Source organism: Cupriavidus sp. 2TAF22 (genome assembly GCF_052115045.1).
Taxonomy (GTDB): Bacteria; Pseudomonadota; Gammaproteobacteria; order Burkholderiales; family Burkholderiaceae; genus Cupriavidus.
Map to the genome: position 1 here is coordinate 70236 of NZ_JBFRFX010000002.1, position 26217 is coordinate 96452.

22 protein-coding genes, 1 pseudogene and 1 riboswitch are annotated in these 26217 nt (G+C 67.4%); of the genes and pseudogenes, 15 read left to right on the forward strand and 8 right to left on the reverse strand.

Annotation, left to right across the window (positions count from 1 at the left end; genetic code table 11):
* Positions 1-6: 6 nt before the first annotated feature.
* The 5 genes from AB4Z48_RS02860 to AB4Z48_RS02880 all read right to left on the reverse strand — a co-directional run bounded on the left by AB4Z48_RS02860 (position 7) and on the right by AB4Z48_RS02880 (position 6268).
* Positions 7-447: a group II truncated hemoglobin gene (locus AB4Z48_RS02860; protein ID WP_441612352.1), complete on the reverse strand. Its 441-nt coding sequence runs from the start codon at positions 445-447 to the stop codon at positions 7-9.
* Positions 448-511: 64 nt separating this feature from the next.
* On the reverse strand, positions 512-3121 hold the full coding sequence (locus tag AB4Z48_RS02865) for an ABC transporter permease (protein ID WP_441612353.1): 2610 nt from the start codon (positions 3119-3121) through the stop codon (positions 512-514).
* A gap of 111 nt (positions 3122-3232) precedes the next feature.
* Positions 3233-3850, reverse strand: coding sequence for a DUF4126 domain-containing protein (locus tag AB4Z48_RS02870; protein ID WP_441612354.1), 618 nt, complete (start codon positions 3848-3850; stop codon positions 3233-3235).
* A gap of 99 nt (positions 3851-3949) precedes the next feature.
* Complete coding sequence (locus tag AB4Z48_RS02875; RefSeq protein WP_441612355.1) at positions 3950-5047, reverse strand: substrate-binding domain-containing protein; 1098 nt, start codon at positions 5045-5047, stop codon at positions 3950-3952.
* A 264-nt stretch (positions 5048-5311) separates the two neighbouring features.
* Complete coding sequence (locus AB4Z48_RS02880) at positions 5312-6268, reverse strand: LysR substrate-binding domain-containing protein (RefSeq protein ID WP_441612356.1); 957 nt, start codon at positions 6266-6268, stop codon at positions 5312-5314.
* 207 nt (positions 6269-6475) lie between these two features.
* Between AB4Z48_RS02880 and xdhA the strand changes: the two genes are divergently transcribed.
* The 8 genes from xdhA to AB4Z48_RS02920 all read left to right on the forward strand — a co-directional run bounded on the left by xdhA (position 6476) and on the right by AB4Z48_RS02920 (position 16887).
* Positions 6476-7984: a xanthine dehydrogenase small subunit gene (xdhA, locus tag AB4Z48_RS02885; protein ID WP_441612357.1), complete on the forward strand. Its 1509-nt coding sequence runs from the start codon at positions 6476-6478 to the stop codon at positions 7982-7984.
* A gap of 15 nt (positions 7985-7999) precedes the next feature.
* Positions 8000-10384, forward strand: coding sequence for a xanthine dehydrogenase molybdopterin binding subunit (xdhB, locus tag AB4Z48_RS02890; protein ID WP_441612358.1), 2385 nt, complete (start codon positions 8000-8002; stop codon positions 10382-10384).
* Between the two features lie 11 nt (positions 10385-10395).
* Entirely contained in the window at positions 10396-11430 is a 1035-nt protein-coding gene (gene xdhC, locus AB4Z48_RS02895) for a xanthine dehydrogenase accessory protein XdhC (protein WP_441612359.1), read from the forward strand.
* Positions 11427-12473: an adenosine deaminase gene (locus tag AB4Z48_RS02900; RefSeq protein ID WP_441612360.1), complete on the forward strand. Its 1047-nt coding sequence runs from the start codon at positions 11427-11429 to the stop codon at positions 12471-12473. The genes xdhC and AB4Z48_RS02900 overlap by 4 nt, the downstream gene beginning before the upstream one ends.
* 70 nt (positions 12474-12543) lie before the next feature.
* Positions 12544-13875 carry a guanine deaminase gene (guaD, locus tag AB4Z48_RS02905; RefSeq protein ID WP_441612361.1) on the forward strand — a complete coding sequence of 444 codons (1332 nt, stop codon included), beginning with the start codon at positions 12544-12546 and terminating at the stop codon, positions 13873-13875.
* Positions 13876-14043: 168 nt separating this feature from the next.
* Positions 14044-15144 (forward strand): fatty acid desaturase, encoded by a 1101-nt coding sequence (locus AB4Z48_RS02910; RefSeq protein WP_441612362.1) that lies wholly within the window; start codon positions 14044-14046, stop codon positions 15142-15144.
* A 63-nt stretch (positions 15145-15207) separates the two neighbouring features.
* Positions 15208-15954 (forward strand): SAM-dependent methyltransferase, encoded by a 747-nt coding sequence (locus AB4Z48_RS02915; RefSeq protein WP_441612363.1) that lies wholly within the window; start codon positions 15208-15210, stop codon positions 15952-15954.
* A gap of 113 nt (positions 15955-16067) precedes the next feature.
* Positions 16068-16232: riboswitch (yybP-ykoY riboswitch) on the forward strand.
* Positions 16233-16311: 79 nt separating this feature from the next.
* Positions 16312-16887, forward strand: a complete 576-nt coding sequence (locus AB4Z48_RS02920) for a TMEM165/GDT1 family protein (protein ID WP_441612365.1) — start codon at positions 16312-16314, stop codon at positions 16885-16887.
* A 67-nt stretch (positions 16888-16954) separates the two neighbouring features.
* Here the strand turns inward: AB4Z48_RS02920 and AB4Z48_RS02925 are convergent, their stop codons facing one another.
* Complete coding sequence (locus tag AB4Z48_RS02925) at positions 16955-17836, reverse strand: NADPH-dependent F420 reductase (protein ID WP_441612366.1); 882 nt, start codon at positions 17834-17836, stop codon at positions 16955-16957.
* Positions 17837-17959: 123 nt separating this feature from the next.
* On the opposite strand from AB4Z48_RS02925, the pseudogene AB4Z48_RS02930 reads away from it, so the two are divergent.
* Positions 17960-18301, forward strand: a pseudogene (locus AB4Z48_RS02930) (c-type cytochrome); the annotation flags it as partial.
* Positions 18302-18399: 98 nt separating this feature from the next.
* On the opposite strand, the gene AB4Z48_RS02935 reads toward AB4Z48_RS02930, so the two are convergent.
* Both AB4Z48_RS02935 and uraH read right to left on the reverse strand, forming a co-directional pair.
* Entirely contained in the window at positions 18400-19605 is a 1206-nt protein-coding gene (locus AB4Z48_RS02935; RefSeq protein ID WP_441612367.1) for a urate hydroxylase PuuD, read from the reverse strand.
* Positions 19606-19635: 30 nt separating this feature from the next.
* Positions 19636-19989 (reverse strand): hydroxyisourate hydrolase, encoded by a 354-nt coding sequence (uraH, locus tag AB4Z48_RS02940; protein WP_441612368.1) that lies wholly within the window; start codon positions 19987-19989, stop codon positions 19636-19638.
* 325 nt (positions 19990-20314) lie between these two features.
* On the opposite strand from uraH, the gene AB4Z48_RS02945 reads away from it, so the two are divergent.
* The 6 genes from AB4Z48_RS02945 to AB4Z48_RS02970 all read left to right on the forward strand — a co-directional run bounded on the left by AB4Z48_RS02945 (position 20315) and on the right by AB4Z48_RS02970 (position 26148).
* On the forward strand, positions 20315-21058 hold the full coding sequence (locus AB4Z48_RS02945) for a GntR family transcriptional regulator (protein ID WP_441612369.1): 744 nt from the start codon (positions 20315-20317) through the stop codon (positions 21056-21058).
* Positions 21059-21205: 147 nt separating this feature from the next.
* Positions 21206-22612: a nucleobase:cation symporter-2 family protein gene (locus AB4Z48_RS02950; RefSeq protein WP_441612370.1), complete on the forward strand. Its 1407-nt coding sequence runs from the start codon at positions 21206-21208 to the stop codon at positions 22610-22612.
* 60 nt (positions 22613-22672) lie between these two features.
* On the forward strand, positions 22673-23647 hold the full coding sequence (gene puuE / locus AB4Z48_RS02955; RefSeq protein WP_441612723.1) for an allantoinase PuuE: 975 nt from the start codon (positions 22673-22675) through the stop codon (positions 23645-23647).
* A 14-nt stretch (positions 23648-23661) separates the two neighbouring features.
* On the forward strand, positions 23662-24180 hold the full coding sequence (gene uraD / locus AB4Z48_RS02960; protein WP_441612371.1) for a 2-oxo-4-hydroxy-4-carboxy-5-ureidoimidazoline decarboxylase: 519 nt from the start codon (positions 23662-23664) through the stop codon (positions 24178-24180).
* A gap of 167 nt (positions 24181-24347) precedes the next feature.
* Positions 24348-25433 (forward strand): porin, encoded by a 1086-nt coding sequence (locus AB4Z48_RS02965; protein WP_441612372.1) that lies wholly within the window; start codon positions 24348-24350, stop codon positions 25431-25433.
* A 469-nt stretch (positions 25434-25902) separates the two neighbouring features.
* Entirely contained in the window at positions 25903-26148 is a 246-nt protein-coding gene (locus AB4Z48_RS02970; RefSeq protein ID WP_441612373.1) for a hypothetical protein, read from the forward strand.
* Positions 26149-26217: the final 69 nt, after the last annotated feature.

Genomic DNA, 26217 nt, shown 5'->3' on the forward strand with positions numbered 1-26217 from the left:
AACGCATCAGCGCGGCACGTTGCGCATCCAGTCCGCGGTGTCGAAAAAGGCTTTCATCAATCGCAACTGCAGGTCTTCGGACAGGCCCACGTCCTGCATCGCCAGCGCCATGCAGCGCATCCACTGGTCACGCTCGCTGGTGCCGATCTCGAACGGCAGGTGGCGCGCGCGCAGGCGCGGGTGGCCGAAGCGCTCGATGAAATGGTTGGGCCCGCCAAGCCAGCCGCACAGGAACCAGAACAGCTTGTCGCGCGAGCCGTCGAGCGAGCCGGGATGCAGGGCGCGCAGCCCCTTGAACTGCGCCTCCAGGTCCATCAGGTCATAGAAGCGGTCCACCAGTTCGCGCACGCGCGCCTCGCCGCCGACCAGTTCGTACGCGGTGGTGTCGGCGGCGTCGGTATTGGTGGCTTCGGTATTGGTGGCTTCGGGCTTCGAATCGGTACTCATAAAAACACTCGTCAGTTTCTTCAGGTGCGCGGGGTGCGCCGCAGAACATGCGCACACGCGGCGTTCAGGTCTCGCGCAGCGTGGCCAGCGCGGGCTGTCTCAGCACCTCGCGCAAACCCAGCCAGCCTCCCGCGAAAGCGCACAGCATGCCAGAAAGCACGCCGGCCGGCACGATCCAGCCGTTGAAGCGGTAGGGGAAATCGAACACGAACTGCGACAAGCCCCAGCCCACCGCGATCGCGCCCAGGCTGGCCAGCAGCCCCGCCAGGCCGCCTACCACGAGGAACTCGGCATATTGCGTCTGCCGCACCACGGCGGCGGACGCGCCCAGCGCCTTGAGCAGGCCGGCGTCGCGCTTGCGTTCGTCGCGCGCGCCGGAAAGCGCCGCGTAGAGCACCGTCACGCCGGCCGCCAGCGTGAACACGAACAGGAACTCGACTGCGGCGATCACCTGGTCGAGCACTTCCTGGACCTGGCGCAGGATCAGGTCGGTGTTGACCACCGTGATATTGGGGAAGGATGCCACCAGCCGGTTGCCGAGCGCCGACTGGCTGGCCGGCAGGTGGAAGGCGGTGATGTAGGTCTGCGGCAGGCCTTGCATGGCGGCGGGCGGCAGGATCACGAAGAAATTCACGCGCATCGAGCCCCAGTCGAGCTTGCGCAGCGAAGTGACCGGCGCCTCCACCGCCTGCCCCGCCACATCGAAGCGCAGGGTGTCGCCCAGCCGGATGCCGAGGGTCTTGGCGATGCCTTCCTCCACCGAGGCGCCGGCCTCGCGGCCGCCGGCCAGCCAGTTGCCGGCCACCACGCGGTTGCCGGCCGGCAGGCTGTCCGTGTATGACAGGTTGAACTCGCGCTCGACCAGGTTGCGGGCGCGCCCGTCAGGGTAGCGCTCGGCGCGCACCGGATGGCCGCCGATATGCGTCAGCCGCCCGCGTACCATCGGGTACAGCAAATCGGCGATGCCTGCATGCGACAGCATGCCGGCCAGCGGCGCCCGCTGGTCCGGCTGGATATTGATGATGAAGCGGTTGGGCGCGTCCGCCGGCGTTGCGTTGCGCCACGAGGCGATCAGGTCGTTGCGGGTCATGCCCAGCAGCAGCAGCGCCATCAGGCCCACCGCCAATGCCACCGTCTGCAGCACCGTCACGGCGCGGCGCCGTTCCAGCACCGCCAGCGCGAAGCGCCAGCCCACGCTGCCGCGCGCCAGGGTGCGCCCGCGCATCAGACGCGCCAGCAGGCTCAGCAGCCCCAGCGCCAGCAGCGCGAACACCACGCCGGCGCCGACGAAGCCGCCGGCCGTGGTCAGGCCGAGCTTGAGGTCGCGCGCGGCCACCAGCAGCAGCGCCACGAAGGCGCCGAGGCCGAGCCCGTAGGCAATCCAGGTGGACACCGGCGGCGCGCCGAGGTCGCGCCGCAGCACGCGCAGCGGCGATACGCGCGTGAGCGCGAGCAGCGGCGGCAGGGCAAATCCCGCCAGCAGCACCATGCCGGCCAGCAGGCCGACCAGCGCAGGCACGAAGGAAGGCTGCGGCAGCGTCACGGTAAGCAGCTTGCCCAGCGAAAGCAGCAGGCCATAGTGCGCCAGGTAGCCCAGCACCACGCCGCTCACCGCCCCGCCCACGCCCAGCAGCAGGAACTCCAGCGCGAAGGCCAGCAGGATGTCACGGCGCGACAGGCCCATGCACTTGTACACCGCGCAGGCATCGGTATGGCGCTGCATGTAGCGGCGCGCCGACATGGCGATCGCCACCGCGGCGATCATCGCCGACAGCACCGCCACCAGCGACAAGAAACGCTCGGCGCGATCCAGCGTGGCGCGCATCTGCGGCTGGCCCGATTCGAGCGACTCCACGCGCGTGTTGCGCAGGCCGCGCTTGCCGATCTCGGCCTCGGCCCACTGCTGGTAGGCCTGCGCGGCAGCGTCGGGACCGGCCACCAGCAAGCGGTAGGTCACGCGGCTACCCCACCCCACCAGCCCGGTCGCGTCCAGGTCCGACAGCGGCAGCATCACGCGCGGCGCGAAGTTCATGAAGCCCGCGCCACGGTCCAGTTCCTGCGTGATGATGCGTTCGATGCGAAAGCCGCGGCTGCCGAGCTGGATGGTGTCGCCAAGCGACACGCCGAGCGAATCGAGCAAGGCTTCGTCCACCCACACCGTGCCCGGCGCGGGAATGCCCGTGGCCGCGGCCTCCTCGCCACCGCGCGCGGCGGCCACCTTGACCTGGCCGCGCAGCGGATAACCGGGACCGACGGCCTTGAGCGCGGCCAGTTGCGACGGAGCCTCTGCCGGCGCGGCGGCACCGGCGGCCGGCGCCCCTGCCTTGCGCGCGGTCGCCATGCTGGGAAAGGTGACAGTGCGCGCGACGGCCAGCCCGGCTTGCGCGGCGCGGCCGGCGAAAGTCGCATCGAAGGGCTGGTCGCTCACGATCAGCACGTCAGATGCAATCATCTGGCGCGCGTCGCGCTCCAGTCCAAGCCGCATGCGGTCGGCCAGGAAGCCCACGCTGCTCAGTGCCGCCACCGCAAGCACCAGGGCGAACAGCAGCAGGTACAACTCGCCCGCGCGCCAGTCGCGGCGCGCCATGCGCAGTGCCTGGCGCCAGGCGGAGAAGCGCGGCGAGGGCAAGATAGCGCCGGAAATCGCGGCAGCCGAATCCATTTCTGAAGGCATCAGTCAGTTGTCCGTGCACATACGTTGAGGCGGCCTGCGCGGCAGGCCGCCGGGTATTCATCCCTGCGTCGATGCGGTGAGCCTGGCGGGGCACCGGGCCGCATGGGCGCGCTAGCGCCTGGGCTCGCGCCGCGCCGCCACCGCGGGCGCCGCGCGCTTGGCAAGCGCCTCGCGCAGGCGGCGCAGGCCACGCCACAGCTTGGGCAGCAGCCATATCGCCACCAGCAACAGCAGCGCCAGCACCACCAGGAAGACCACCGGCAAGAAGAACGCCAGCAACAGCCCGCCGCCGGCGGCGACATCTTCGCTCAGCGAGGCCGCCCAGTTCGAAAACGGCTCCGGCGATACATTGATGAGCGCGCGCGTGCCGGCCTTGGCCGCATGCGCCGTGCCAGCCAGCGTGCCGCCGACCAGGCCCGCGGCCACCATCCACTGCGGATCGAGCTGGCCGAAGGCGGCAGCGGCCAGGATCGCGCCGGCGGGAATGCGGATGAAGGTCTGGATGCTATCCCAGAACGAGTCGAAGCCCGGCACCTTGTCGGCTACGAACTCGGCCAGCGCCAGCACCGCGGCGAGCGCGATGACCCACCATGACTCCAGCGCCTGCAGCCCCGCGGGGAGGTGCAGCCAGCCCGCGCGTCCCAGCGCGCCGGCCGTGAACACGGCCAGGTAAAGGCGGAATCCGCTGGTCCAGGACAAGCCCGCTGCCAGCGCGGCCGTTTCTAGCATGACACTCCTTGCACGGCGGGAGCGGCCGGCAGGCGCGCCAGCCGCTGCAAGCAGTGTAATACGGCACCGGGCAAACAGCCCGGAGGAAGCATCAGGGCCTTAGCCGCCTTCCTTGCCGTCGGGCCGGTACCAGGGCAAGGCCTCCTGCGGGGTCAGGATCCGCTGGGGCTCGGCCATGATGTAGCCGGGCAGCGCCTCGATGCGCCTGGCAAAGGCCGGTTCGGCCATGCGCGCGAGCAGTCCGTGCGCCCAGGGCGCGAGCTGGTCGTTCTTGCGCAGCGCCAGGAAATACGCTTCGCGCGTCAGCGGCACGAAGGCCAGCCCGAGCGCCTCGGCATTCATGCGCAGCCCGAAACCCACGTCGGCACGCCCCTCATGCACGGCTTGCGCCACTTTCTCGTTGCTGAACTCGGGGGTTTCGTAGCCGACGATCTGGTCCGGGAACAGGCCGTGCGTGGCCAGCAGCTGGTCGAACAGCATGCGCGTGCCGGAGCTGCGCTGGCGGTTGACGAAGCGCGCCCCGCTGCGGGCCAGGTCGCGCAGATCGCGGATGTCGCGCGCCAGTTGCGGCGCGACGATCAGGCCCTGCTCGCGCCAGGCCAGCCGGATCAGGCGCACCGCGGCCGGGCGCAGCCATTTGCGCAGCGTGACGTGGGCCACCGAGCCGGCGGTCTGGATCGGCGAGACATAGAAGCCGGCCAGTTCGGACTGCCGCTCCTGCAGGCAGATCAGTCCTTCCACGCTGCCGCAGAACACCGTGTCGAGCTGCAGTCCGCCGACTTCTTCATGCAACGCCGAGGCCAGCACTTCCATGCCCGGATCATGGCTGCCGGAAAAGCGGATGCGTGTCTGCGGCTGGGCCGCATCGTCGAGATCGGCCAGGAAATCCGCCATGGCCTTCTGCACCACCGGGTCGATGGCGGCCCGCAGGCGCCCTTCGGCGCGCAGCAGCCGTTCGCCGAACAAGGTCAGCGAGGCGCCGCGGCCGCGCTCCATGTCGAGCATGGCGCGCCCGAGCATATCCTCCCAGGAGCGCATCACGCCCCAGGCGTGGCGATAGGACAGCCCGATCTCGCGGGCCGCGCGGTGCAGGGAACCGGTTTCGCGCACCGCCTTGAGAAGCTGGAACACCTTGGCATTGGCACGGGGATTGTCGTCCGCACCCACGACAGGGAACAGGTCAAAGCGAAATGTCATATGAAACGCTTCTCACAATTACGAGTTGGATGCGGCTCAAGGACAATCCGAATCCTGGAAAATCATCGCTTCCGCCACATTCTCACCGATCTCGCGACCTTGTGGCAATTGTGTTTCTACGAACATAAAGACAAGAAGCCGCCGTGCCGGCGTTCACTCTTCCAGCCATCCCGATCACTTGCCGGGCCGCGCGCCGATCACCGTCGGCATCGCTGCCATGGTGGCGCTGGCGGGCACCTCCGCCGCCCTGGCCGGCGAGCGGCTTCAGACCTGCGCTTCGTCCAGCCGCGGGAGCTGCGGCAGCTGCGGCAATTCCCCGGCCACCTCGGCGATCATCCGCCGCAGCCACACCACGTCTGGCGCCGCATGGCAGCGCTCGTGCCAGAGCTGGTAGAAGCGCATGCGCGGAAACGGCACCGGCGACGGCACCATGCGCAGCGGCAGGTATTGCGCGTAGTGCGCGGCAAACTGCCGGCCGGTGGTGAACACCATGTCGGTCTTCATCAGCACGTAGGGGACCAGCCCGAAGTACGGCAGCGTGACCTGGATATTGCGCTTGTAGCCTTGCTCGGCCAGCGCCTGGTCGATCATGCTGCGCTGCATCGACGCATACGGCGCCGGCGCCAGGTGCGGCATTTCCAGATAGTGCTTGAGCGTGAGGCCCTTGCGCGCCAGCGGGTGCTGGGCGCCCAGCATGCACACTACCTCGTCGTCGAACAGCGGCGAGATATGCAGGTGTTCCGGCGGCGACAGCCAGTTTCCCACCACGATATCGAGTTGCCCCTGCTCCAGGCTGTCGAGGAAATCGCTGGACGAGGTCATCGGATGCACGAACAGCTTGGCGCCGGGCGCCAGCCGGCGCACGCGCTCGACGATATTGGGCAGGAAGAAGGCGTCCAGGTAGTCCGGCGCGCCCAGGTGGAAGGTGCGCGTGGTGGTGGCCGGGTCGAAATGCTGCGGGGGCCGGGCAATGCGGTCCATCGCCGCCAGGCTCTGCTCTGCCAGCAGCAGCAGCTCCCGCCCGCGTTCGGTCGGCACCATGCCGCTCTTGCCGCGCACCAGGATTGCGTCGCCGGTGATCTCGCGCAGGCGCTTGAGCGTATTGCTGATCGCCGGCTGGGACTGGCCCAGCTTGACCGCCGTGCGGGTCACGCTCTGCTCGGTCAGCAGCGTGTGCAGCACTCGCAGCAAATAGGTGTCGAGATGGTCGCGTCCGTGCATGGCGAGGGGGCGCCAGGCGCGCTTTGCGGCCAGTGGCGTGGGGGATGGGAACGGCGCATAGTGTAAGTCAGGCACCCCGCCATCGGTCAAATGCGGCCGGCGCCGGCGCAACGCTCTCCCCCCTTGATGGGGCATATCACCTGGGCTGAATATTGCATGAACGCCCTGAGTGCTATGTTTGTCCCCATCACAAAGAGAGAAGACACCATGGAGACGCAAACCATCCGCTTTTACCACCGCGGCCAGGTCCAGGAGGTCAGCGGCGCGCCCGTGACCCGCACCGTGCTGCAGTACCTGCGCGAGGACGCGCGTTGCACCGGCACCAAGGAAGGCTGCGCCGAAGGCGACTGCGGCGCCTGTACCGTGGTCCTGGGCGAGCTGCGCGAGGATGGCGAGGTCGAATTCAAGGCCGTCAACTCCTGCATCCAGTTCCTGCCCACGCTGGACGGCCGCGCGCTGATCACGGTGGAAGACCTGCGCCAGGCCGACGGCGCGCTGCACCCGGTGCAGCAGGCGCTGGTGGAATGCCATGGCTCCCAGTGCGGCTTCTGCACCCCAGGCTTCGTGATGTCGCTGTGGGCACTCTACCAGCAGAATGCCGACGACGCCGGCACCGGCCGCGCGCCGGAGCGCGAGACGATCTGCGACGCCCTGACCGGCAACCTGTGCCGCTGCACCGGCTACCGCCCCATCATCGAGGCCGGCCAGCGCATGATGGCGCTGCCCGCGCCCCAGGCCAGCAAGCTCGATCCGCGCAAGATCACCGAGACGCTGCGTTCGCTGCGCCGCGATGACACCTTCCACTACAGCGCCGGCGGCCAGCATTTCTACGCGCCGCGCACGGCTTCGGCCTTCGCCGCCATCAAGGCGGCCGAGCCCGGCACCCGCATCCTGGCCGGCAGCACCGATGTCGGGCTGTGGGTTACCAAGCAGTTCCGCGAGCTGGGCAACCTGCTGTATGTGGGCCAGGTGGCCGACCTGCAGGACATCCGCGAAGCCGGCGGCGCCGTGGAGATCGGCGCGGGCGTGTCGCTGGAACGCGCCTACGCCGCGCTCGACACGGCCCACCCCGAGCTGCGCGAGATGTGGAAGCGCTTCGCCTCGCTGCCGATCCGCAACGCCGGCACGCTCGGCGGCAATATCGCCAATGGCTCGCCGATCGGCGACTCCATGCCCGCGCTGATCGCGCTCGGCACCGAAGTGGTGCTGCAGCGCGGCGAGGTGCGCCGCACGCTGGCGCTGGAAGACCTCTACCTCGCTTACCAGAAGACCGCCATGGCCGAGGGCGAATTCGTCGCGGGCCTGCGCGTGCCGCTGGCGGCCCCGCAGCATTTCCGCACGTACAAGCTATCCAAGCGCTTCGACGAGGACATTTCCGCGGTGTGCGCCGCCTTCGCGGTCACGCTGGCGGACGGCGTCGTCACGGATGCGCGCGTGGCCTTCGGCGGCATGGCCGCCACGCCCAAGCGCGGTGCCCGCACCGAGGCCGCGCTGCTCGGCCAGCCGTGGACCGAACCCACCGTGCGCGCCGCCATGGCCGAACTGGCGCAGGACTACACCCCGCTGAGCGATATGCGCGCCACCGCTGCCTACCGCAGCCGCGGCGCCGCCAACCTGCTGTACCGCTTCTGGCTGGAAACACGCGCCGACGCGTTGCCGGCGTCCGCCGTCAATGTCCGCGCGCCCGGCGCCGGCCAGGCCCTGGCCATCGCTTAAGGAGAGATCGGCACCATGAACAAGCAAACCGAACCCTTCCTGCTCGATCCCGCACTCGATCCCGACAGCGAGGCCCGCACCGCCATCGCCACGCCGCAGGTCGGCATCTCGCGCCCGCACGAATCGGCGCACCTGCACGTGGCGGGCACCGCCACCTACACCGACGACATCCCCGAGCTGGCGGGCACCCTGCACGCCGCGCTCGGCATGAGCGCGCGCGCCCATGCCCGCATCAGGTCGATCTCGCTCGACAAGGTGCGTGCCGCGCCGGGCGTGGTGGCCGTGCTGACCGCCGACGACATCCCCGCGTCCAACGATTGCGGCCCGATCATCCACGACGATCCGATCCTCGCCACCGGCCTGGTGCAGTTCATTGGCCAGCCCGTGTTCGTGGTGGTGGCCACCTCGCACGACGCCGCGCGCCGCGCCGCCCGCCTGGGCGTGATCGAATACGAGGACCTCGCCCCGGTGCTGTCGCCCGAAGCCGCGCACCAGGCCGGCAGCTATGTGCTGCCGCCGATGCACCTGACGCGCGGCGAGCCGGCCAGCCAGATCGCCGCCGCCGCGCACCGCGAGCGCGGCCATATCCGCCTGGGCGGCCAGGAGCAGTTCTACCTGGAAGGCCAGATCGCCTACGCCGCGCCCAAGGAAAACGACGGCATGCACGTCTGGTGTTCCACCCAGCACCCCACCGAGATGCAGCACGCGGTGGCGCATATGCTGGGCTGGCACGCGCACCAGGTGCTGGTGGAATGCCGCCGCATGGGCGGCGGCTTCGGCGGCAAGGAATCGCAGTCGGCCATGTTCGCCTGCTGTGCCGCGCTGGCTGCGTGGAAGCTGCTGTGCCCGGTCAAGCTGCGCCCGGACCGCGACGACGACATGATGATCACCGGCAAGCGCCACGACTTCTTGTTCGACTTCGAAGTCGGCCACGATGACGCAGGCCGCCTCGACGGCGTGGCCGTGGAAATGGTGTCGCGCGCCGGTTTCTCGGCCGACCTGTCCGGCCCGGTGATGACCCGCGCCATCTGCCACTTCGACAACGCCTACTGGCTGCCCAACGTGCAGATCGACGGCTACTGCGGCAAGACCAACACGCAGAGCAATACCGCTTTCCGCGGCTTCGGCGGCCCGCAGGGCGCGTTCGCCATCGAGTACATCCTCGACAACGTAGCCCGCACCGTCGGCCGCGATTCGCTCGACGTGCGCCGCGCCAACCTGTACGGCAAGACCGAGCGCAACGTGACGCCCTACGGCCAGACCGTGGAAGACAACGTCATCCATGAACTGCTCGACGAACTCGAGGCGACCAGCGCCTACCGCGAGCGCCGCGCCGCCACGCGCGCGTTCAACGCCGCCAGCCCGGTGCTCAAGAAAGGCATCGCCATCACCCCGGTGAAATTCGGCATCTCGTTCAACGTGGCGCACTTCAACCAGGCCGGCGCGCTGGTGCACGTGTACAACGACGGCTCGGTGCTGGTGAACCACGGCGGCACCGAGATGGGCCAGGGCCTCAACACCAAGGTGGCGATGGTGGTCGCGCACGAGCTGGGCATCCGTCTGGAGCGCGTGCGCGTGACCGCCACCGACACCAGCAAGGTGGCCAACACGTCGGCTACCGCCGCCTCCACCGGCTCGGACCTCAACGGCAAGGCCGCGCAGGACGCCGCGCGCCAGATCCGCGAGCGCCTGGCTGCCTTTGCCGCGCGCCAGGCCGGCGTGGATGCGGACAGCGTGAGCTTCGGCGACGACCTGGTGGTGGCCGGCGAGCTGCGCCTGGACTTCAGCGACCTGGCCCGCCAGGCGTACGTGGCGCGCGTGCAGTTGTGGTCGGACGGCTTCTACACCACGCCCAAGCTGTACTGGGACCAGTCCAAGCTCCACGGCCGCCCGTTCTATTACTTCGCCTACGGCGCGGCCTGCTCCGAGGTGCTGGTGGACACGCTGACCGGCGAATGGAAACTGCTGCAGGCCGACGTGCTGCACGACGCGGGCCGCTCGCTCAACCCGGCCATCGACATCGGCCAGGTGGAGGGTGCCTTCATCCAGGGCATGGGCTGGCTGACCACCGAGGAGCTGTGGTGGAACAAGGACGGCAAGCTGATGACGCATGCCCCCTCCACCTACAAGATCCCCACCGTCAACGACTGCCCGGAGAGCTTCACCGTGCGGCTGTTCGACAACCGCAACGTGGAAGACAGCATCCACCGCTCCAAGGCGGTCGGCGAGCCACCGCTGCTGCTGCCCTTCTCGGTGTTCTTCGCCATCCGCGATGCGGTGGCAAGCGTGGGCGAGTACCAGGTCAACCCGCCGCTGGTGGCGCCGGCCACCAGCGAAGCGATCCTCGATGCCGTGGACGCGGTGCGGGCAACGCAGGCGTGCGCGCCGGCAGCACAGTAGGAAGGCACATCATGCAGGACGCCCCGCTCAAACCCTTCCGTTTCGCCGACGCCATCCGCTGCGTGCGCGCCGGCGTGCCGGTGGCGATGGTCACCATCGCCGAGGTCAAAGGCTCCGCCCCGCGCGAGGCCGGCATCCGCATGCTGGTGACCGCCGACGACCTGGTGGGCACCATCGGCGGCGGCCATCTCGAATGGCGCGGCATGGAGATCGCACGCGACATGCTGGCCGGCGGCGCGCCGGCGCGCCAGCTGGTGCGCATTCCGCTGGGGCCGGCGCTGGGGCAATGCTGCGGCGGCGTGGTGCAACTCGCCTTCGAGGTGCTGGGCGAAGCCGACCTGCCGTGGCTGGACGCGGTGCAGGAAGCCTTCGCCGGCGGCCGCTCGCTGGCGCGCACGGTACCGGCCGCGGGTCCGGTGCGGCACGCGCCGGCGGCGGCGCTGCTGCCCTCGGTCACGCTGAACAAGGACGGCAGCCTGACCGACACCATGGTGCCCGACGAACTGCAGATCGTGCTGTTCGGCGCCGGCCATGTCGGCCATGCACTGGTCACGCTGCTGGCCAGCCTGCCGTGCCGCGTGCACTGGGTGGACGAACGCGACACCCTGTTCCCGCCCGGCCTGCCCGCCAATGTGATCGCGGAAGCCACCGATACGCCGGAAGCGGTGGTCGACACCGCACCCCCCGGCGCCTATTTCCTGGTCATGACGCACAGCCACGCGCTGGACCAGGCGCTGTGCGAGCGCATCCTGCGGCGCGACGACTTTGCTTACTTCGGCCTGATCGGCTCCAAGACCAAGCGCGCGCGCTTCGAACACCGCATGGCCGAGCACGGCATCGACCCGGCGCGCTTCCCGGAAATGACATGCCCGATGGGCGTCTCCGGCATCACGGACAAGGCTCCGGCTATGATTGCGGTTGCCATCGTCGCCCAGCTGCTGCAGGTCCGCGACCAGCGCCTCGCCCATCTGGGCGCGCTGAGCGCGGCACGCAGCGGCGAAGCGGCGGGGACGACGCAAACCAGAACCGCAAAAGGAACCCCATGACGCTCGATGCCGCGCTCGCCGACCGTATTCGCCTCAGCCCCAAGGCGGAACTGCATGTCCATATCGAAGGCACCCTCGAGCCCGAACTGATCTTCCGGCTGGCCCAGCACAACAAGGTGACGCTGCCCTACGCCAGCGTGGAAGCGCTGCGCGAGGCCTATGCCTTCACCGACCTGCAATCCTTCCTGGACATCTATTACGCCGGCGCCAGCGTGCTGCTGACCGAAGACGATTTCTTCGACATGACGATCGCCTACGTGCAGCGCGCGGTGGCCGACAACGTGCGCCATGCCGAGATCTTCTTCGACCCGCAGACCCACACCGAGCGCGGCGTGCCGATCGGCGTGGTGATCGACGGCATCTCCGACGCGCTGGCCCAGGCCCGCACCCAGTTCGACTTCTCCAGCAGCCTGATCCTCTGCTTCCTGCGCCACCTGTCGGAGGAAGACGCCTTCGCCACGCTGGAAGCCGCGCTGCCCTACCGCGACCGCTTCGTCGGCGTGGGCCTCGACTCCTCGGAGCAGGGCAATCCGCCGGAGAAGTTCGCGCGCGTCTTTGCCCGCGCCCGCGAGCTGGGCCTGCACCTGGTGGCGCACGCCGGCGAGGAAGGCCCGGCGCAGTACGTGACCGACGCGCTCGATATCCTCAAGGTCGAGCGCATCGACCACGGCGTGCGCGCCATCGACGACGCGGCGCTGGTCGAGCGCCTGGCGCGCGAGCGCGTGGCGCTGACCGTGTGCCCGCTGTCCAACCAGAAGCTCAAGGTCTACCCCGACCTGCGCGACCACTCGCTCAAGCGCCTGCTCGATGCCGGCGTGATGGTGACGCTGCACTCGGACGATCCCGCCTATTTCGGCGGCTACATGAACGCCAACTGGGAAGCCACCTTCGAGGCCATGCCGCTCACCGCGGCCGACGGCCATGTGCTGGCCCGCAACAGTTTCGAGGCGTCCTTCCTGCCCGCCACGCAGAAGGCCGCCTTCCTCGCCGAAGTCGACCACTTCTGGCGATCCCCCCTGCCCGCCGCGGCCGCCCCGGCCTGAAGCGCGGCTTACACCAAGATGCCGGCGCGCCGACCCTGGTCCGCGCGCCGGCGCACCACGAGACATCGACATGACGACCACTCCCCCCACCCAAGCCATCACCCGCGCCATCCGTGGCCGCGTGCTGCACTTCCTGCGCGATCCCCAGTTCCATGAAGACGCGTATCAGTATTGGGAAGACGGGGTGCTGATCGTCACCGCGGGACATATCGTTGCCGCCGGCGCCTACGCCGAACTGGCCGCGCAGATCCCGGCCGGCGCCCAGATCGTCGACCGCCGCGGCAAGCTGATCGTGCCGGGCTTCATCGACACGCACGTGCACTTCCCGCAGACCGACATCATCGCCTCGCCCTCGCCCGGCCTGCTGCACTGGCTGGAGACCTACACCTTCCCGGAAGAGCGCCGCTTCGCGGAGCCCGAATACGCCGCCGCGGTGGCCAGCTTCTTCACCGACGAACTGCTGCGCAACGGCACCACCAGCGCGGTGGCCTGGAGCACCGTGCATGCCGCCTCGGCCGACGCGCTGTTCGCCGAAGCCGACCGCCGCAACCTGCGCATGGTCACCGGCAAGGTCATGATGGACCGCAACTGCCCCGAGTTCCTGCGTGACACCGCCGAATCCGGCGCGCGCGACTCGGCCGACCTGCTGTCGCGCTGGCACGGCAAGAACCGCCTGTCCTACGCCATCACGCCGCGCTTCGCGCCGACCTCCACCGAAGCCCAGCTGGCCGCCTGCGGCGAGCTCGCCCGCGCCTACCCGGACGCCTTCATCCAGACCCACGTGGCGGAGAACCGCGACGAGGTGAAATGGGTGGCCGAGCTGTTCCCGCAGGCGCGCAGCTACCTGGACGTCTACGACCGCTACGGCCTGCTGCGCCCCGGCGCCCTCTATGGCCACGCCATCTACCTGGACCAGGACGACCGCCGCCGCCTGTCCGACAGCGGCGCCGCCGTGGCGCACTGCCCTACCTCCAACCTGTTCCTGGGCAGCGGCTTCTACGACTTCCACCAGTCCGACGCCAACCGCCTCAAGGTGACCCTGGCCACCGACGTCGGCGGTGGCACCTCGTTCTCGATGCTGCGCACCATGAACGCCGCGCACAAGGTCGCGCGCATGGGCGGCTATCACCTGACCGCGCTGCGCATGTTCTACCTGGCCACCCGCGCCGCCGCCGACGCGCTCGGCTGGAGCGAGCGCGTGGGCAGCTTCGCGCCCGGCTGCGAAGCCGACTTCATCGTGCTCGACCCGCAGGCCACGCCCCTCATCGCGCGCCGCAGCGAACGCTCGGAGACGCTGGAAGAACAACTCTTCGCCTTCGCCATGCTCGGCGACGACCGCGTCATCGGCGAGGTCTATGTGATGGGCGAGGAAGCCGGCGCCACGGCGCGCGCGGCGCACTGAAACGGCGCACCGAAGCGGCGCTTCCGCCTCCCGGGCGGGAGCCGCCGTGCTCTTTTTGACGCCAGTCAACACCCTCGTCATACATCCCTTCTAAGCTGTCGCAATCTTGGCCTTATGTGGCCGCTTATCGCCCAGTTCCATTCCAAGCGTTCGACAACTGAAGGTGCCATGACCGTCTCACAGCAAATTCCCTTTCCCGAACCGGTTTCCCCCGACGCTGCGCTGCCCCCCCGCAAGGTCATCCGCAGCTGGATGATCCCGATCACGGCGCGCAGCACGCCGCGCGCGCTGGTGCTGTTCGCGCTCGACACCGTGCTGTTCGCCGCGGCGCTGGCCGGCGTGGTGCTGTTTTCCCACTGGCTGGCCAAGACGGCCGCCGGCGTGGTGACGGGCCTCATCATCGCCCGCCTGTTCATCATCGGCCACGACGCCTGCCACCAGAGCCTGACGCCGCGGCGCGGCCTCAACAAGTGGCTCGGGCGGCTGACCTTCCTGCCTTCGCTGACGCCCTACAGCCTGTGGGAAGTCGGCCACAACGTGGTGCACCACGGCTATTCCAACCTCAAGGGCTTCGACTTCGTGTGGGCGCCGTACTCGCTCGAGGAGTTCCGGGCGCTGCCGCGCTGGCGCCGCGCGATGGAACGCATCTACCGCACCGGCTTCGGCGCCGGGCTGTACTACCTGGTGGAGATCTGGTGGTGCAAGATGTTCTTCCCGAGCCGCCGCCAGATGCCGACGCGGCGCGCCATCTTCCTGTGGGACTGCACCCTGGTCGCCGTGTTCGGCGCAGCCTGGATCGGCGCGCTGGCGTGGCTGGCGCAGGCCACCGGCCAGTCGGCCGCGCTGCTGGTCGGACTGGGTTTCGTGCTGCCCTTCCTGGTATGGAACCTCACGGTGGGCTTCGTGCTTTATGTGCACCACACGCATACCAGCGTGGCCTGGTATGACACCAAGGCCATGTGGGCGCGCGCCCAGCCGTTCGTCTCCACCACCGTGCACCTGCGCTTCCGCTACGGCATCGGCGCGGCGCTGCATCACATCATGGAACACACCGCGCACCACGTGGACATGAGCGTGCCGCTGTACCGCCTCAAGCGCGCCCAGGCCCTGCTGGAGCAGACGCTGCCGGGCCGCATCATCATCCAGAACTTCAGCTGGCGCTGGTACTTCGGCACCGCGCGCCGCTGCAAGCTGTACGACTTCAAGGCGCTGTGCTGGACCGATTTCCGCGGCCGCCAGACCAGCGACAACGCGCCGGTGCCGCTGTAACCAGAGCCATCACGCGATGTATTGGTGTACCGATTCCATTCACGCCCGCAAGGAGTCTCTGCAGTGGACATTCCACGGATCTTCAGCATCACCGAAAGTGCTCACCGCATCCATAACCCGTTCACACCCGAAAAGCTCGCCACGCTCGGCGCGGCGTTGCGCCTGGAACCGGGGACCCGTGTGCTCGACCTCGGCAGCGGTTCGGGCGAGATGCTGTGCACCTGGGCACGCGATTACGGAATCATCGGCACCGGTATCGACCTGAGCCAGTTGTTCACCGGGCAAGCGAAACTGCGCGCTGAAGAACTCGGCGTCGCCAATCAGGTCGCGTTCATCCACGGCGACGCTGCCGGCTACGTCGCCGACGAAAAGGTCGGCGTGGCAGCCTGTCTCGGTGCCACCTGGATCGGTGGGGGAGTCGTCGGCACCATCGGACTTCTGGCGGAGAGCCTGCGCACCGGAGGGACCATCCTCATCGGCGAGCCGTACTGGCTGCGGTTGCCGCCGACGGAGGACGTTGCCAAGGGATGCCTTGCCGGTTCGATCGCCGACTTTCTGATGCTTCCAGAACTTCTCGCGTCTTTCGGCGACCTCGACTACGACGTCGTGGAAATGGTTTTGGCGGACCAAGACAGCTGGGACAGATACGAGGCGGCCAAGTGGCTCACCATGCGCCGGTGGCTCGAAGCGAATCCCGACGACGGCTTCGCGAAAGAGGTTCGGGCCGAACTGACCTCGGCACCCGAACGCTACGCCGCGTACACGCGTGAATACCTGGGCTGGGGCGTGTTCGCGCTGATGGCGCGGTGATGTGAGGCACTATCGGGAGCGGATTCTCTTTGGCTCGCTACGGAGTACATGGCGCGATTGCCCTGCGCTGTGAGCGGAGGCACTGGACGAGCACGGCCCGCCTTGGCATAATGCGGGCTTCCATTGGGGAGTAGCCGCCCCGTTTTCACCACCCGCGCAACGCGGGAAGCGGAAAAACGGGGGCGTACGTCAACAGACTTGACCGCTTGCGGTTATGGCGTGCGCAGCATCCGGAACGGGCCAGGCGCCTGTTTCCAGGGCCTGGCGAGACCGATGACATCACCTTTCTGGCCGGGCCGGGAAAGGTGTGTGTCATTGGCATCTCGCGATGCAGCGGCCCGGTTATCACCTATAAAAATGGAAGCCTTCCTCGTCTCCACAGGCATCGTCGCCCTCGCTGAAATGGGCGACAAGACCCAATTGCTGTCCCTCGTGCTCGCGGCCCGGTACCGCAAGCCCCTGCCGATCATCCTTGGCATCTTCATCGCGACCATCGTCAACCACGGTTTTGCCGGCGCGCTCGGCGGCTGGATCACGCACATGCTCGGCGCCGAGGTCCTGCGCTGGATCCTTGGCGTGGGCTTTATCGCCATGGCCGGCTGGATGCTGATCCCCGACAAGCTCGACGACGCCGAGCAGGCCAAGCCGGTCAAGGGTGCGCTCGGCATCCTCGGCACCACCATCGTGGCCTTCTTCTTCGCGGAGATGGGCGACAAGACGCAGATCGCCACCGTGGCGCTGGCGGCCCGCTTCAGCGGCGAGGTCATCGGCGTGGTGGCAGGCACCACCTTCGGCATGATGCTGGCCAACGCGCCTGCCGTGCTGCTCGGCGACCGTTTCGCCAACAAGATGCCGATCGCGCTGGTGCACAAGATCGCCGCGGCAATCTTCCTGGCGCTGGGCGTGCTGGCGCTGCTGGGCGTGGGCGGCTAAGCGCGGCCACCGCGGCGCCGGTGCGGCGCGCTCAATTCGGCGCACACTGCGGCGCTCAATTCGGCGCTCACTTCGCCGCCGCGCCCGCCGCCGTCGGCCGGCCGCTTTCCTGTGCCATGCGTGCCCGCATCGCCTCTGCGGAGCCGATCTGGTGGAACAGCGGGCCGCCCGGCGCAAAGCTGTCGGCCGTGGCCAGCGGGCCCACCACCACCGGCTCGAAGCCGGCGTCGCGCACCAGTTGCTCGCCAACGCGCAAGGCCGCGGGATCGTCCGCGGCGATCGGCACGGCCAGCAGCCCTTCGGCACGGTGGTTGTCCTTCGCGAAATTGGCGGCACCCATGAAATTGAAGGCGCGCACCACGCGCGCGCCCCGCAGGTACTTCGCCGTGGTGATGCCGATGCCGTTGCCGAGCGCCTCGTCGGCAATGGCGCCGTCGCGCTGGCGAATGGCGTTGGTCGCATCCACCACCACCTTGCCGTTGAACGCGCCGGCGTTCTGCTCGGCAATCTCGGGCAGCGCCTTGTAAGGCACGGCAAGGAAGATCACGTCGGCATAGGCCAGCGCCTCGGCCACGGTGCCGGCGCGCGCCAGCGGACCGAGCTTGTCGACCAGCGGCTTGAGCTCCTCCGGATGCCGCGAGGAAAACAACACCGGATGCCCCGCCTTCACCCATAGCCCGCCAAGCGTGCTGCCGATGCGGCCGGAACCGATCACGCCGATGCGCACCGGCCCCGCGTCGCGGCTGCCCTGCGCCAGCGCGCGCGACGGCCGCACCGCCAACGCCAGCGCTGCCAGCCCCAGGCCGGCGGCGCCCAGCAGCAGGCGCCGGCGCCGGTCGACCGGCCCGGCACGCAACGTGCCGGCGAGCGCGGAGCGGCGGTCCGGAGCGGACCGGGCCGCGCAGCCTGCGCGGCGGGACAGCAAGACAAGATGACCGGGAAACGGCATATCGGACTCCTCCATCAGGACGGAACGGGACGGAACACGACCAGGATGGCGTGCCCCGTCAGGCAGCGGGAGCAGCAGCAGCGTGGCGCAGCAACGCCTTCAAACTCTAGGTGAAAAATGCAGCGCGCGCCGCCCAAAGCTGCCAATTTGGCAACGCGTGTGGCGTGCAACTTCTCCGCGCAAAAGCCCATTGCGTCGCAGTTCAAGGCCGACGAGCAGAAGGTCGAGGCAGGCAGGAAGAAGGCCGACGAGGTGCTCTGCACGATGTGCCATCTGGGCGGCTTCACCGGGCAGAACGAGATCCCGCGCGTGGCCGGGCAGCAATATGCGTACATCGTCAAGCAGCTGGAAGCCTTCCGTTCGCGCCGCCGCACCAACGATGCCGGCAGCATGACCAGCGTGGCGAAGGGGTTGTCGGATGCCGATATCCGGAACCTGGCGAACTGCATTGCCAATATGCAGTAGCGGGGATGGGATGGGACGACTGAGGGTCGAAGGCAGGAAAAACGGGGCTTGCGCCCCGTTTTTCCTGCTCGCGTCGCCACGGCGACGCGGCGCAAAGGTCAGTTGGTAGTCTTGGCGCCAGCCTCGAACCACTGCCCCAGCAGCGCCCGCTCATCGTCGGTGATCTGCGTGACGTTGCCCAGCGGCATGGCCTTCTGCTGCACCGCCTGCTGGTAGATCAGCTGCGCGTGCGCCTTGATCTCGTCGGCGGTATCGAGCTTGATGCCCTTGGCCGCGCTCGGCATCATCTTCGGCGACGCGGCATGGCACTGGATGCAGCGCGAGTTGATGACTTCCTGCACCTTGGTGAAGCTCACCTGGGTAGCGGCGCCGCCGTCCTTGCCCGCCACGGTCTCGCGCGGCATGGGTGCGATCATCACGGCGACCACGGCCAGCACGGCCACGCCGGCGGCCGGCCAGGCCACGTTGATCTTGCCCTTGTGCTTGAGGATGAAGAACTGGCGGATCAGCACGCCGGCCAGCATGATCAGCACCAGCACGGCCCAGTTGTACTTGTAGCTGTAGGTCATGCTGTAGTGGTTCGACAGCATGGCGAACAGCACCGGCAGCGTGAAGTAGGTGTTGTGCACGCTGCGCTGCTTGGCGTTCTTGCCGTGCACCGGATCCACCGGATCGCCCTTGCGCAGCGCGGCGACGACCTTGCGCTGCCCGGGGATGATCCACACCAGCACGTTGGCGCTCATGATGGTGGCGATCATCGCGCCGGTCAGCAGGAACGCCGCGCGGCCGGAGAACACGTGGCAGGCCACGTATGCGGCCACCGCCACGTAGATCGCCACCAGGATGCCGACGGTGCGGTCGCTCTTGCCGAACACGCGGCAGATGCAGTCGTACACCACCCAGCCCAGGCCCAGGTAGGACAGCGCAAAGCCGACGGCCGCGCCCGGCGACATGTCGAAGACGTTCTTGTCGATCAGGAACGTGCTGGCGTTGAACAGGTACAGCACCACCAGCAGGCCGAAGCCTGTCATCCAGGTGGAATACGACTCCCAGTAGAACCAGTGCAGGTTCTCCGGCAGCGTCTTGGGCGCGCTGAGGTATTTCTGCGGGTTGTAGAAGCCGCCGCCGTGCACGGCCCACAGCTCGCCGCCCACGCCTTTCTCCTGCAGGTCGGGGTCGTCGGGACGCGTCAGGCTGTTGTCGAGCCAGACGAAATAGAACGAGGAACCGATCCACGCGATGGCGGTGATGACGTGCACCCACCGCAGCAACAGATTGGCCCAGTCGAGGATATAGCCTTCCATGTCTTGTCTCCTGTGTTGCCTGGTCCGCGCTCAGCTGCCGCGGTAAGTCGAATACGACCAGGGGGAGACCAGCAGCGGCACGTGGTAGTGCGCGGCCGTGTCCGCAATGCCGAAGCGCAGCGTCACCACGTCGAGGAACGCCGGTTCCGGCAGCTTGGTGCCCTGCGCGCGGAAATAGTCGCCGGCGCCGAATTCCAGTTCGTACACGCCTGCCGCCATGGTGTCGCCGTCCAGCAGGGGCTGGTCGCAACGGCCATCGTGGTTGGTGACGACTGTTTTCAGAGTCTCTCGCCGATTGTTGACAATTTTATGCAGGGAAATCGACATGCCGGCGCCGGGGGTCCCGGCTGCCGTGTCGAGTACATGAGTGGTCAAGCGTCCCATCCTGTTCTTCCTTAGGGCTTTGGGTTGTGAGAGGCGCCGCTGCCTTCACTAGCACCATTTGTGGGGAATGGTGCCCGCTCGGTACGTATTTCTAACGCATCCCGGCGCTGGACTGGTGCAGGGCGACAATGCTTCGCACCACTCCGGATGGCAACTCAGGAATTACCCTGAGTTGTCGAAAACCTAGCTCGGTTTTGTTGACAATATTGAACGCATAACCAAATAATTGTCAACAATTTTTGGGGCGCGCTACTGGTTTTGGCCGCTGCTTCCGGCCGATTCCCAAGGCGCGCCGCTCCCCTCCCACCAATACGCTGGTGCCAAGATGTCCAAGAGTCTCAAGCTGATTGCCGGTGTCGATGACACCGCCGCCCCGACCGAAATCAAACCCGCCCGCAAGGGGTCCGTCGAGGAGCGCATGTATCACGAGATCTATGACGCGATCATGGAGCACAGGCTGCCGCCGCGCACCAAGCTGACCGAACACTCGCTTTGCGAAATCTATGCCACCGCGCGCCATACCGTGCGCAAGGTACTGGCGCGACTGGCCGCCGACGGCATGGTCGACCTCGAACCCAACCGCGGCGCCTTTATCGCCAGCCCCTCCACCGACGAGGCGCATGACATGTTCGAGTTGCGCCAGATGCTCGAGCGGGCGGTGCTGGAAAAGCTCGCCGCGATGCGCGACGTCAAGCGCGTGATCGCGCCGCTGCGCAAGATGGTCGGGGCCGAGCGCCAGGCCTTTCTCACCAATGAGCGCCCCAAGTGGATCCGCCTGTCGGCCGAGTTCCACACCGCGCTGGCCGAGCTTTCCGGCAACGCGTTGCTGGTCACCATGATGCGCAGGCTGGTGTCGCGCACCACGCTGATGATCGCCAGCGTGGAAGCGCCGGGCAACAACGCCTGCTCGTTCGACGAGCACGAAGAGATTCTCGATGCACTGGAACAGGGCGACGCCGCTCTTGCCCAGAGCCGCATGGCGCACCATCTCGGCGCCTGCGCCGACCGCGTGCAGCCCGACGAACCGGGCAACTTCGATCTTCGCAGCGTGCTGGGCCACTCCACCTAGCACGGTGTTCCCGCTGCCTTCCAGCGGCCAAGGCCCGATTCCTGCTCATAAGAACGCGTCCTGTGACGATGCGCACGAGCCGGAACCCCGAAGAGAGCCAGCCACCGGCAGCGTTCCCATCAAATCCAAAGGAGAGGAGACACACCTATGACTAGCGCTAGCACCACGGTCCCCACGGATCTCACCAACGAGCGGTTGCCTTCGGGCCGGCTGCTCGCGCTCGGCCTGCAGCACGTACTGGTGATGTATGCCGGTACCGTTGCCGTGCCGCTGATCGTCGGCGGCGCGCTCAAGCTGCCCAAGGACCAGCTTGCCTTCCTGATCAACGCTGACCTGTTCGCCGCGGGCCTGGCCACCTTGATCCAGGCCTTCGGCTTCTGGAAGTTCGGCATCCGCATGCCGGTGATGATGGGGGTGACCTTCGCCTCGGTGGCGCCGATGATCGCCATCGGCTCCGACCCCAATGTGGGCCTGCTCGGCATCTACGGCGCGGTGATCGCGGCGGGGCTGTTCGGCATCCTGGTGGCGCCGCTGATGGGACGCATGCTCGGCCTGTTCCCGCCGGTGGTGACCGGCACGGTGATCACGCTGATCGGCGTGTCGCTGATGCGGGTGGGCATCAACTGGGCCGGCGGCGGCCAGCCCACCACGCGCGCCGTGATCGACGGCGTGGTCAAGGAAGTGCCCAACCTGGCCTATGGCGACCTCGGCGCGCTGGGCATCGCCGGGCTGGTGCTGGTGGTGATCCTGCTGCTGAGCAAGTTCGGTCGCGGGCTGGTATCCAACTGCGCGGTGCTGCTGGGCATCGTCGCCGGCACCCTGGTGGCGATGGCGCTGGGCAAGGTCTCCTTCGAGGGGGTCAACGAGGCCAGCATGATCGCGGTCATCACGCCGCTGCACTTCGGCATCCCGACCTTCGATATCGCGGCCACGCTGTCGATGTGCGTGGTGATGCTGATCACGCTGGTGGAATCCACCGGCATGTTCCTCGCGCTGGCCGACATTACCGGCAAGCGGCTCTCCAACGAGGACCTGACCCGCGGCCTGCGCGCCGACGGGCTCGGCACCGTGATCGGCGGCGTGTTCAACACCTTCCCCTACACCTCGTTCTCGCAGAACGTGGGCCTGGTCACGGTGACCGGCGTGCGCTCGCGCTATGTGGCGGCCGCCGGCGGCATCATCCTGATCGCGCTGGGCCTGTTCCCGAAGATGGCGCACATCGTGGCCTCGGTGCCGCAATTCGTGCTGGGCGGCGCCGGCATCGTGATGTTCGGCATGGTGGCGGCCACCGGCATCCGCATCCTCGGATCGTGCGATTTCAACCGCAACCGCCACAACCTGTTCATCGTCGCCATCTCGATCGGCTTTGGCATGATCCCCACGCTGTCGCCGACGCTGTTCCAGTACCTGCCCAAGTGGTCCGATCCCTTCACCCACAGCGGCATCGTGCTGGGGACCATCGTGGCGGTGGTGCTCAACGTCTTCTTCAACGGCATCCAGTCGCGTGAAGAAGCCATGCGCCATGCGGCCGCGAACTCGCACGGCACGGAATAACGCACGGAGCCAATTTCGCCGGCGGCGGCCGGCACAGTTTCCTGAAGAACCATGACCCCGATGACAAGCAACAACTATCCACGCGACCTGATCGGCTACGGCAGCCAGCCGCCTCATGCGCGCTGGCCTGGCGGCGCGCGCATTGCGCTGCAGTTCGTCCTCAACTACGAAGAGGGCGGCGAGAACAACGTGCTGCACGGCGATGCCGGCTCCGAGCAGTTTCTCTCGGAGATCATCGGCGCGGCCGCCTACCCGGACCGCCACATGAGCATGGAAGGCGTGTACGAGTACGGCTCGCGCGCCGGCGTCTGGCGCATCCTGCGCGAGTTCGAGCAGCGCGGGCTGCCGCTGACGGTGTTCGGCGTATCGATGGCGCTGCAGCGCCATCCCGAGCTGACCCGTGCCTTTGTCGAACTCGGGCACGAGATCGCCTGCCACGGCTGGCGCTGGATCCACTACCAGGGCATCGACGAGGCCACCGAGCGCGAGCATATGCGCATCGGCATGCAGATCATCAAGGAACTGACCGGCTCGCTGCCGCTGGGCTGGTACACCGGCCGCGACAGCCCCAACACGCGCCGCCTGGTGGTGGAGCACGGCGGCCTGCTCTATGACTCGGACTACTACGGCGACGACCTGCCGTTCTGGACCGAGGTGGAGGTGAGCAACGGCGAGAAAAAGCCCCACCTGGTGGTGCCCTACACGCTGGACTCCAACGACATGCGCTTCGCCACGCCGCAGGGCTTCAACACCGGCGAGCAGTTCTTCCAGTACCTCAAGGATGCGTTCGACGTGCTCTACGCCGAAGGCGACCCGCAAGGCCTGGACCGGCCGAAGATGCTGTCGGTCGGCATGCATTGCCGCCTGCTCGGCCGCCCTGGGCGCATGCGCGGGCTGCAGCGCTTTCTCGACTATGTGCAGGGCCACGACAAGGTCTGGATCTGCCGGCGCGTGGATATCGCGCGCCACTGGGCCGAGACCCACCCCCATCCGGCCAGCCACGCCGCCAGCCATTCCGCAAAGACGCACGCCTGAACCGACCCGCCAGCATGAGCCAAACCTACACCCTCGACCAACTCAACGCCCTGCCCGCCGCCACCTTCGTCCAGGTGCTCGGCGGCATCTATGAACACTCGCCATGGGTGGCCGAGGCCGCCGCGGCCCAGCGCCCGTTCGCCAATGCCGCCACGCTGGCCGACGCCATGCGGGCCATCGTGGACGGCGCCGGCGACGCCGCCCAGATCAAGCTCGTGCGTGCCCACCCGGAGCTGGCCGGCAAGGCCGCCGTGCGCGGCGAACTGACTGCCGAATCGACCCGCGAGCAAAGCGGTGCCGGCCTGGACCAGTGCTCCGCCGAGGAATTCGAGCAACTCCAGACACTCAACCGCCGCTACAACGAGAAGTTCGGCTTCCCCTTCATCCTGGCCGTGCGCGGCTACGACCGCGCCGGCATCATCGGCGAGTTCGCAAGGCGCGCGGCCAACGAGCCGGCCGCGGAGTTGCAAACATGCATCAACCAGATCCATCGCATTGCGCAGTTCCGCCTGAACGACTTAGTATCCGGCTGAGCAAAAATAGGCAGCCTGCTTATCGATGACAGGCGCCCGGGCAGCGCCCCGCAGGGGTCCGCGAGCCAGCGGATTTCCCGGCCGGCGCGCGCCCCAAGAACGAATAGAACCCGTCAGGGACCCAGTACACAAAAGCACGCAACGGATCAACCACGGAGATCTCACCAATGCAGAAACAACTCAAGCCGGCCCTCAAGCTGGCGGCAATGGCCGCGGCACTCGCCAGCGGTGCCGCCATGGCCCAGTCCAGCGTCACGCTGTACGGCCAGGCCGACATGTTCGTCGGCGGCGTCAAGAACGTAGGCGCGGCCGACCGCGCCTACGTGGCCAACTCGGGCGGCATGCAGACCTCGTACTGGGGTATCAAGGGTACCGAAGACCTCGGCAGCGGCACCAAGGCCATCTTCGACCTGAACGGCTTCTTCCGTACCGACAACGGCAAGTCCGGCCGCTTCGACGGCGACTCGATGTTCAGCCGCAACGCCTTCGTCGGCCTGCAGAACGACAAGCTGGGCACGATCAAGCTGGGCCGCAACACCACGCCCTACTTCGTCTCGACCATCCTGTTCAATCCGCTGATCGACTCCTACGTGTTCTCGCCGATGGTGTTCCACACCTACTTCGGCGCGTCCACGGCGCGCGTGAACGACCCCGGCATCATCGGCGACTCGGGCTGGAACAACTCGCTGCTGTACTCGACGCCGACCTTTGGCGGCCTGACCGCCAACGTGATCTACTCCTTCGGCGAGAAGACCGGCTCCATCGGCCAGAACAAGTGGGGCGGCAACCTGACGTACTTCAGCGGCAACCTGGCCGCCACCCTGGCCTTCCAGCAAGTGAAGTTCGACAACACGCCGGGCGACATCACCGCCTCCACCAGCCCGCTGCTGGTCGGCTTCAGCAAGCAGAACGCCGTACAGGGCGGCCTGAGCTACGACTTCCAGGTCGTGAAGGTGTTCGCGCAAGGCCAGTACATCAAGTCCGACATCAACAACAACGTCAACGGCGACATCAAGCACTACAACGGCCAGGTCGGCGTGTCGGTGCCGCTCGGCGCGGGCAACGTGCTGGCGTCCTACGCCTACGACAAGACCAAGAATTCGGTCGCGGACTTCAAGCGCAACACGCTGGCAGTCGCCTACGACTACAACCTGTCCAAGCGCACCGACGTCTACGCCGCTTATTTCTACGACAAGATCACCGACCTGTCGCACGGCGATACCTTCGGCGTGGGCTTGCGTCACAAGTTCTGACGCGCCGGCCTTGTCGACGGGAATCTGGAACCCGCCTCCATGGCGGGTTTTTTTATGCGCGCGATGCCCGCAAGGTCCACCGTCATCGCCACCTTGAACGTGCGCGGCGTGCCCTGCGGCAGATGGCCGCCCCAGCTCGAAGCCCGGCATGCCTTGTTTTGACGCAAATAATTTTGGTTTTTATTAACATTTACTAATCTGTCTAACCGGGCGCGAATATGCCTTTTGCGCCAGTTCGCGAAGTGACGTGTGCGAGGATTCGCCGCGCAGCGGCTTGCGCCCGCGCCCTTGCCAGGCAGATGGCAGGACGCCGTCGGGCCCGGAAAATTGCTGCAATGCGATAGAGGCAGCCTACCGAGCAATCAGGATCGAAAGTCGCCGTTTAATAGGCCGATTCAATTGGCGAGGCCGTCAATGCCTGCCTAGATTAAGTTTCCAGGCAACGAGACGGCAACGGACGAGGTGACTCATGCGGCGTGATGCAAAGACCCGGTCGGAGTTGATGGCCATCCTGAACCAGTTCCTAAACAACAACCCCGAGTGCGGTGAATGTGAATTGCACGCCATGCGCGTGCACCAGCCCGACCACACGGGTTGCAACTGGAGCGCTGAAGTCGATTTCCGGCGCGAATGCGATGACCAGCTATCGACGCAACTGGCAGCCGCCAAATCCATCATCGTGGTGATGCGCGAGCAGTACAACATGCTGCAGTAGGTGCGGCAGCCGCAAGGACATCCAGACATCCAGGTTTCAGCGGGCCGGCGGAACTGCATCACAAACCGG

What these genes read in the sequence shown, in the direction of transcription:
- AB4Z48_RS02860 (WP_441612352.1), bottom strand. Translation starts at nt 447, where the DNA reads ATGAGTACCGATTCGAAGCCCGAAGCCACCAATACCGAAGCCACCAAT.
- AB4Z48_RS02865 (WP_441612353.1), bottom strand. Translation starts at nt 3,121, where the DNA reads ATGCCTTCAGAAATGGATTCGGCTGCCGCGATTTCCGGCGCTATCTTG.
- AB4Z48_RS02870 (WP_441612354.1), bottom strand. Translation starts at nt 3,850, where the DNA reads ATGCTAGAAACGGCCGCGCTGGCAGCGGGCTTGTCCTGGACCAGCGGA.
- AB4Z48_RS02875 (WP_441612355.1), bottom strand. Translation starts at nt 5,047, where the DNA reads ATGACATTTCGCTTTGACCTGTTCCCTGTCGTGGGTGCGGACGACAAT.
- AB4Z48_RS02880 (WP_441612356.1), bottom strand. Translation starts at nt 6,268, where the DNA reads ATGCACGGACGCGACCATCTCGACACCTATTTGCTGCGAGTGCTGCAC.
- xdhA (WP_441612357.1), top strand. Translation starts at nt 6,476, where the DNA reads ATGGAGACGCAAACCATCCGCTTTTACCACCGCGGCCAGGTCCAGGAG.
- xdhB (WP_441612358.1), top strand. Translation starts at nt 8,000, where the DNA reads ATGAACAAGCAAACCGAACCCTTCCTGCTCGATCCCGCACTCGATCCC.
- xdhC (WP_441612359.1), top strand. Translation starts at nt 10,396, where the DNA reads ATGCAGGACGCCCCGCTCAAACCCTTCCGTTTCGCCGACGCCATCCGC.
- AB4Z48_RS02900 (WP_441612360.1), top strand. Translation starts at nt 11,427, where the DNA reads ATGACGCTCGATGCCGCGCTCGCCGACCGTATTCGCCTCAGCCCCAAG.
- guaD (WP_441612361.1), top strand. Translation starts at nt 12,544, where the DNA reads ATGACGACCACTCCCCCCACCCAAGCCATCACCCGCGCCATCCGTGGC.
- AB4Z48_RS02910 (WP_441612362.1), top strand. Translation starts at nt 14,044, where the DNA reads ATGACCGTCTCACAGCAAATTCCCTTTCCCGAACCGGTTTCCCCCGAC.
- AB4Z48_RS02920 (WP_441612365.1), top strand. Translation starts at nt 16,312, where the DNA reads ATGGAAGCCTTCCTCGTCTCCACAGGCATCGTCGCCCTCGCTGAAATG.
- AB4Z48_RS02925 (WP_441612366.1), bottom strand. Translation starts at nt 17,836, where the DNA reads ATGCCGTTTCCCGGTCATCTTGTCTTGCTGTCCCGCCGCGCAGGCTGC.
- AB4Z48_RS02935 (WP_441612367.1), bottom strand. Translation starts at nt 19,605, where the DNA reads ATGGAAGGCTATATCCTCGACTGGGCCAATCTGTTGCTGCGGTGGGTG.
- uraH (WP_441612368.1), bottom strand. Translation starts at nt 19,989, where the DNA reads ATGGGACGCTTGACCACTCATGTACTCGACACGGCAGCCGGGACCCCC.
- AB4Z48_RS02945 (WP_441612369.1), top strand. Translation starts at nt 20,315, where the DNA reads ATGTCCAAGAGTCTCAAGCTGATTGCCGGTGTCGATGACACCGCCGCC.
- AB4Z48_RS02950 (WP_441612370.1), top strand. Translation starts at nt 21,206, where the DNA reads ATGACTAGCGCTAGCACCACGGTCCCCACGGATCTCACCAACGAGCGG.
- puuE (WP_441612723.1), top strand. Translation starts at nt 22,673, where the DNA reads ATGACAAGCAACAACTATCCACGCGACCTGATCGGCTACGGCAGCCAG.
- uraD (WP_441612371.1), top strand. Translation starts at nt 23,662, where the DNA reads ATGAGCCAAACCTACACCCTCGACCAACTCAACGCCCTGCCCGCCGCC.
- AB4Z48_RS02965 (WP_441612372.1), top strand. Translation starts at nt 24,348, where the DNA reads ATGCAGAAACAACTCAAGCCGGCCCTCAAGCTGGCGGCAATGGCCGCG.
- AB4Z48_RS02970 (WP_441612373.1), top strand. Translation starts at nt 25,903, where the DNA reads ATGCGGCGTGATGCAAAGACCCGGTCGGAGTTGATGGCCATCCTGAAC.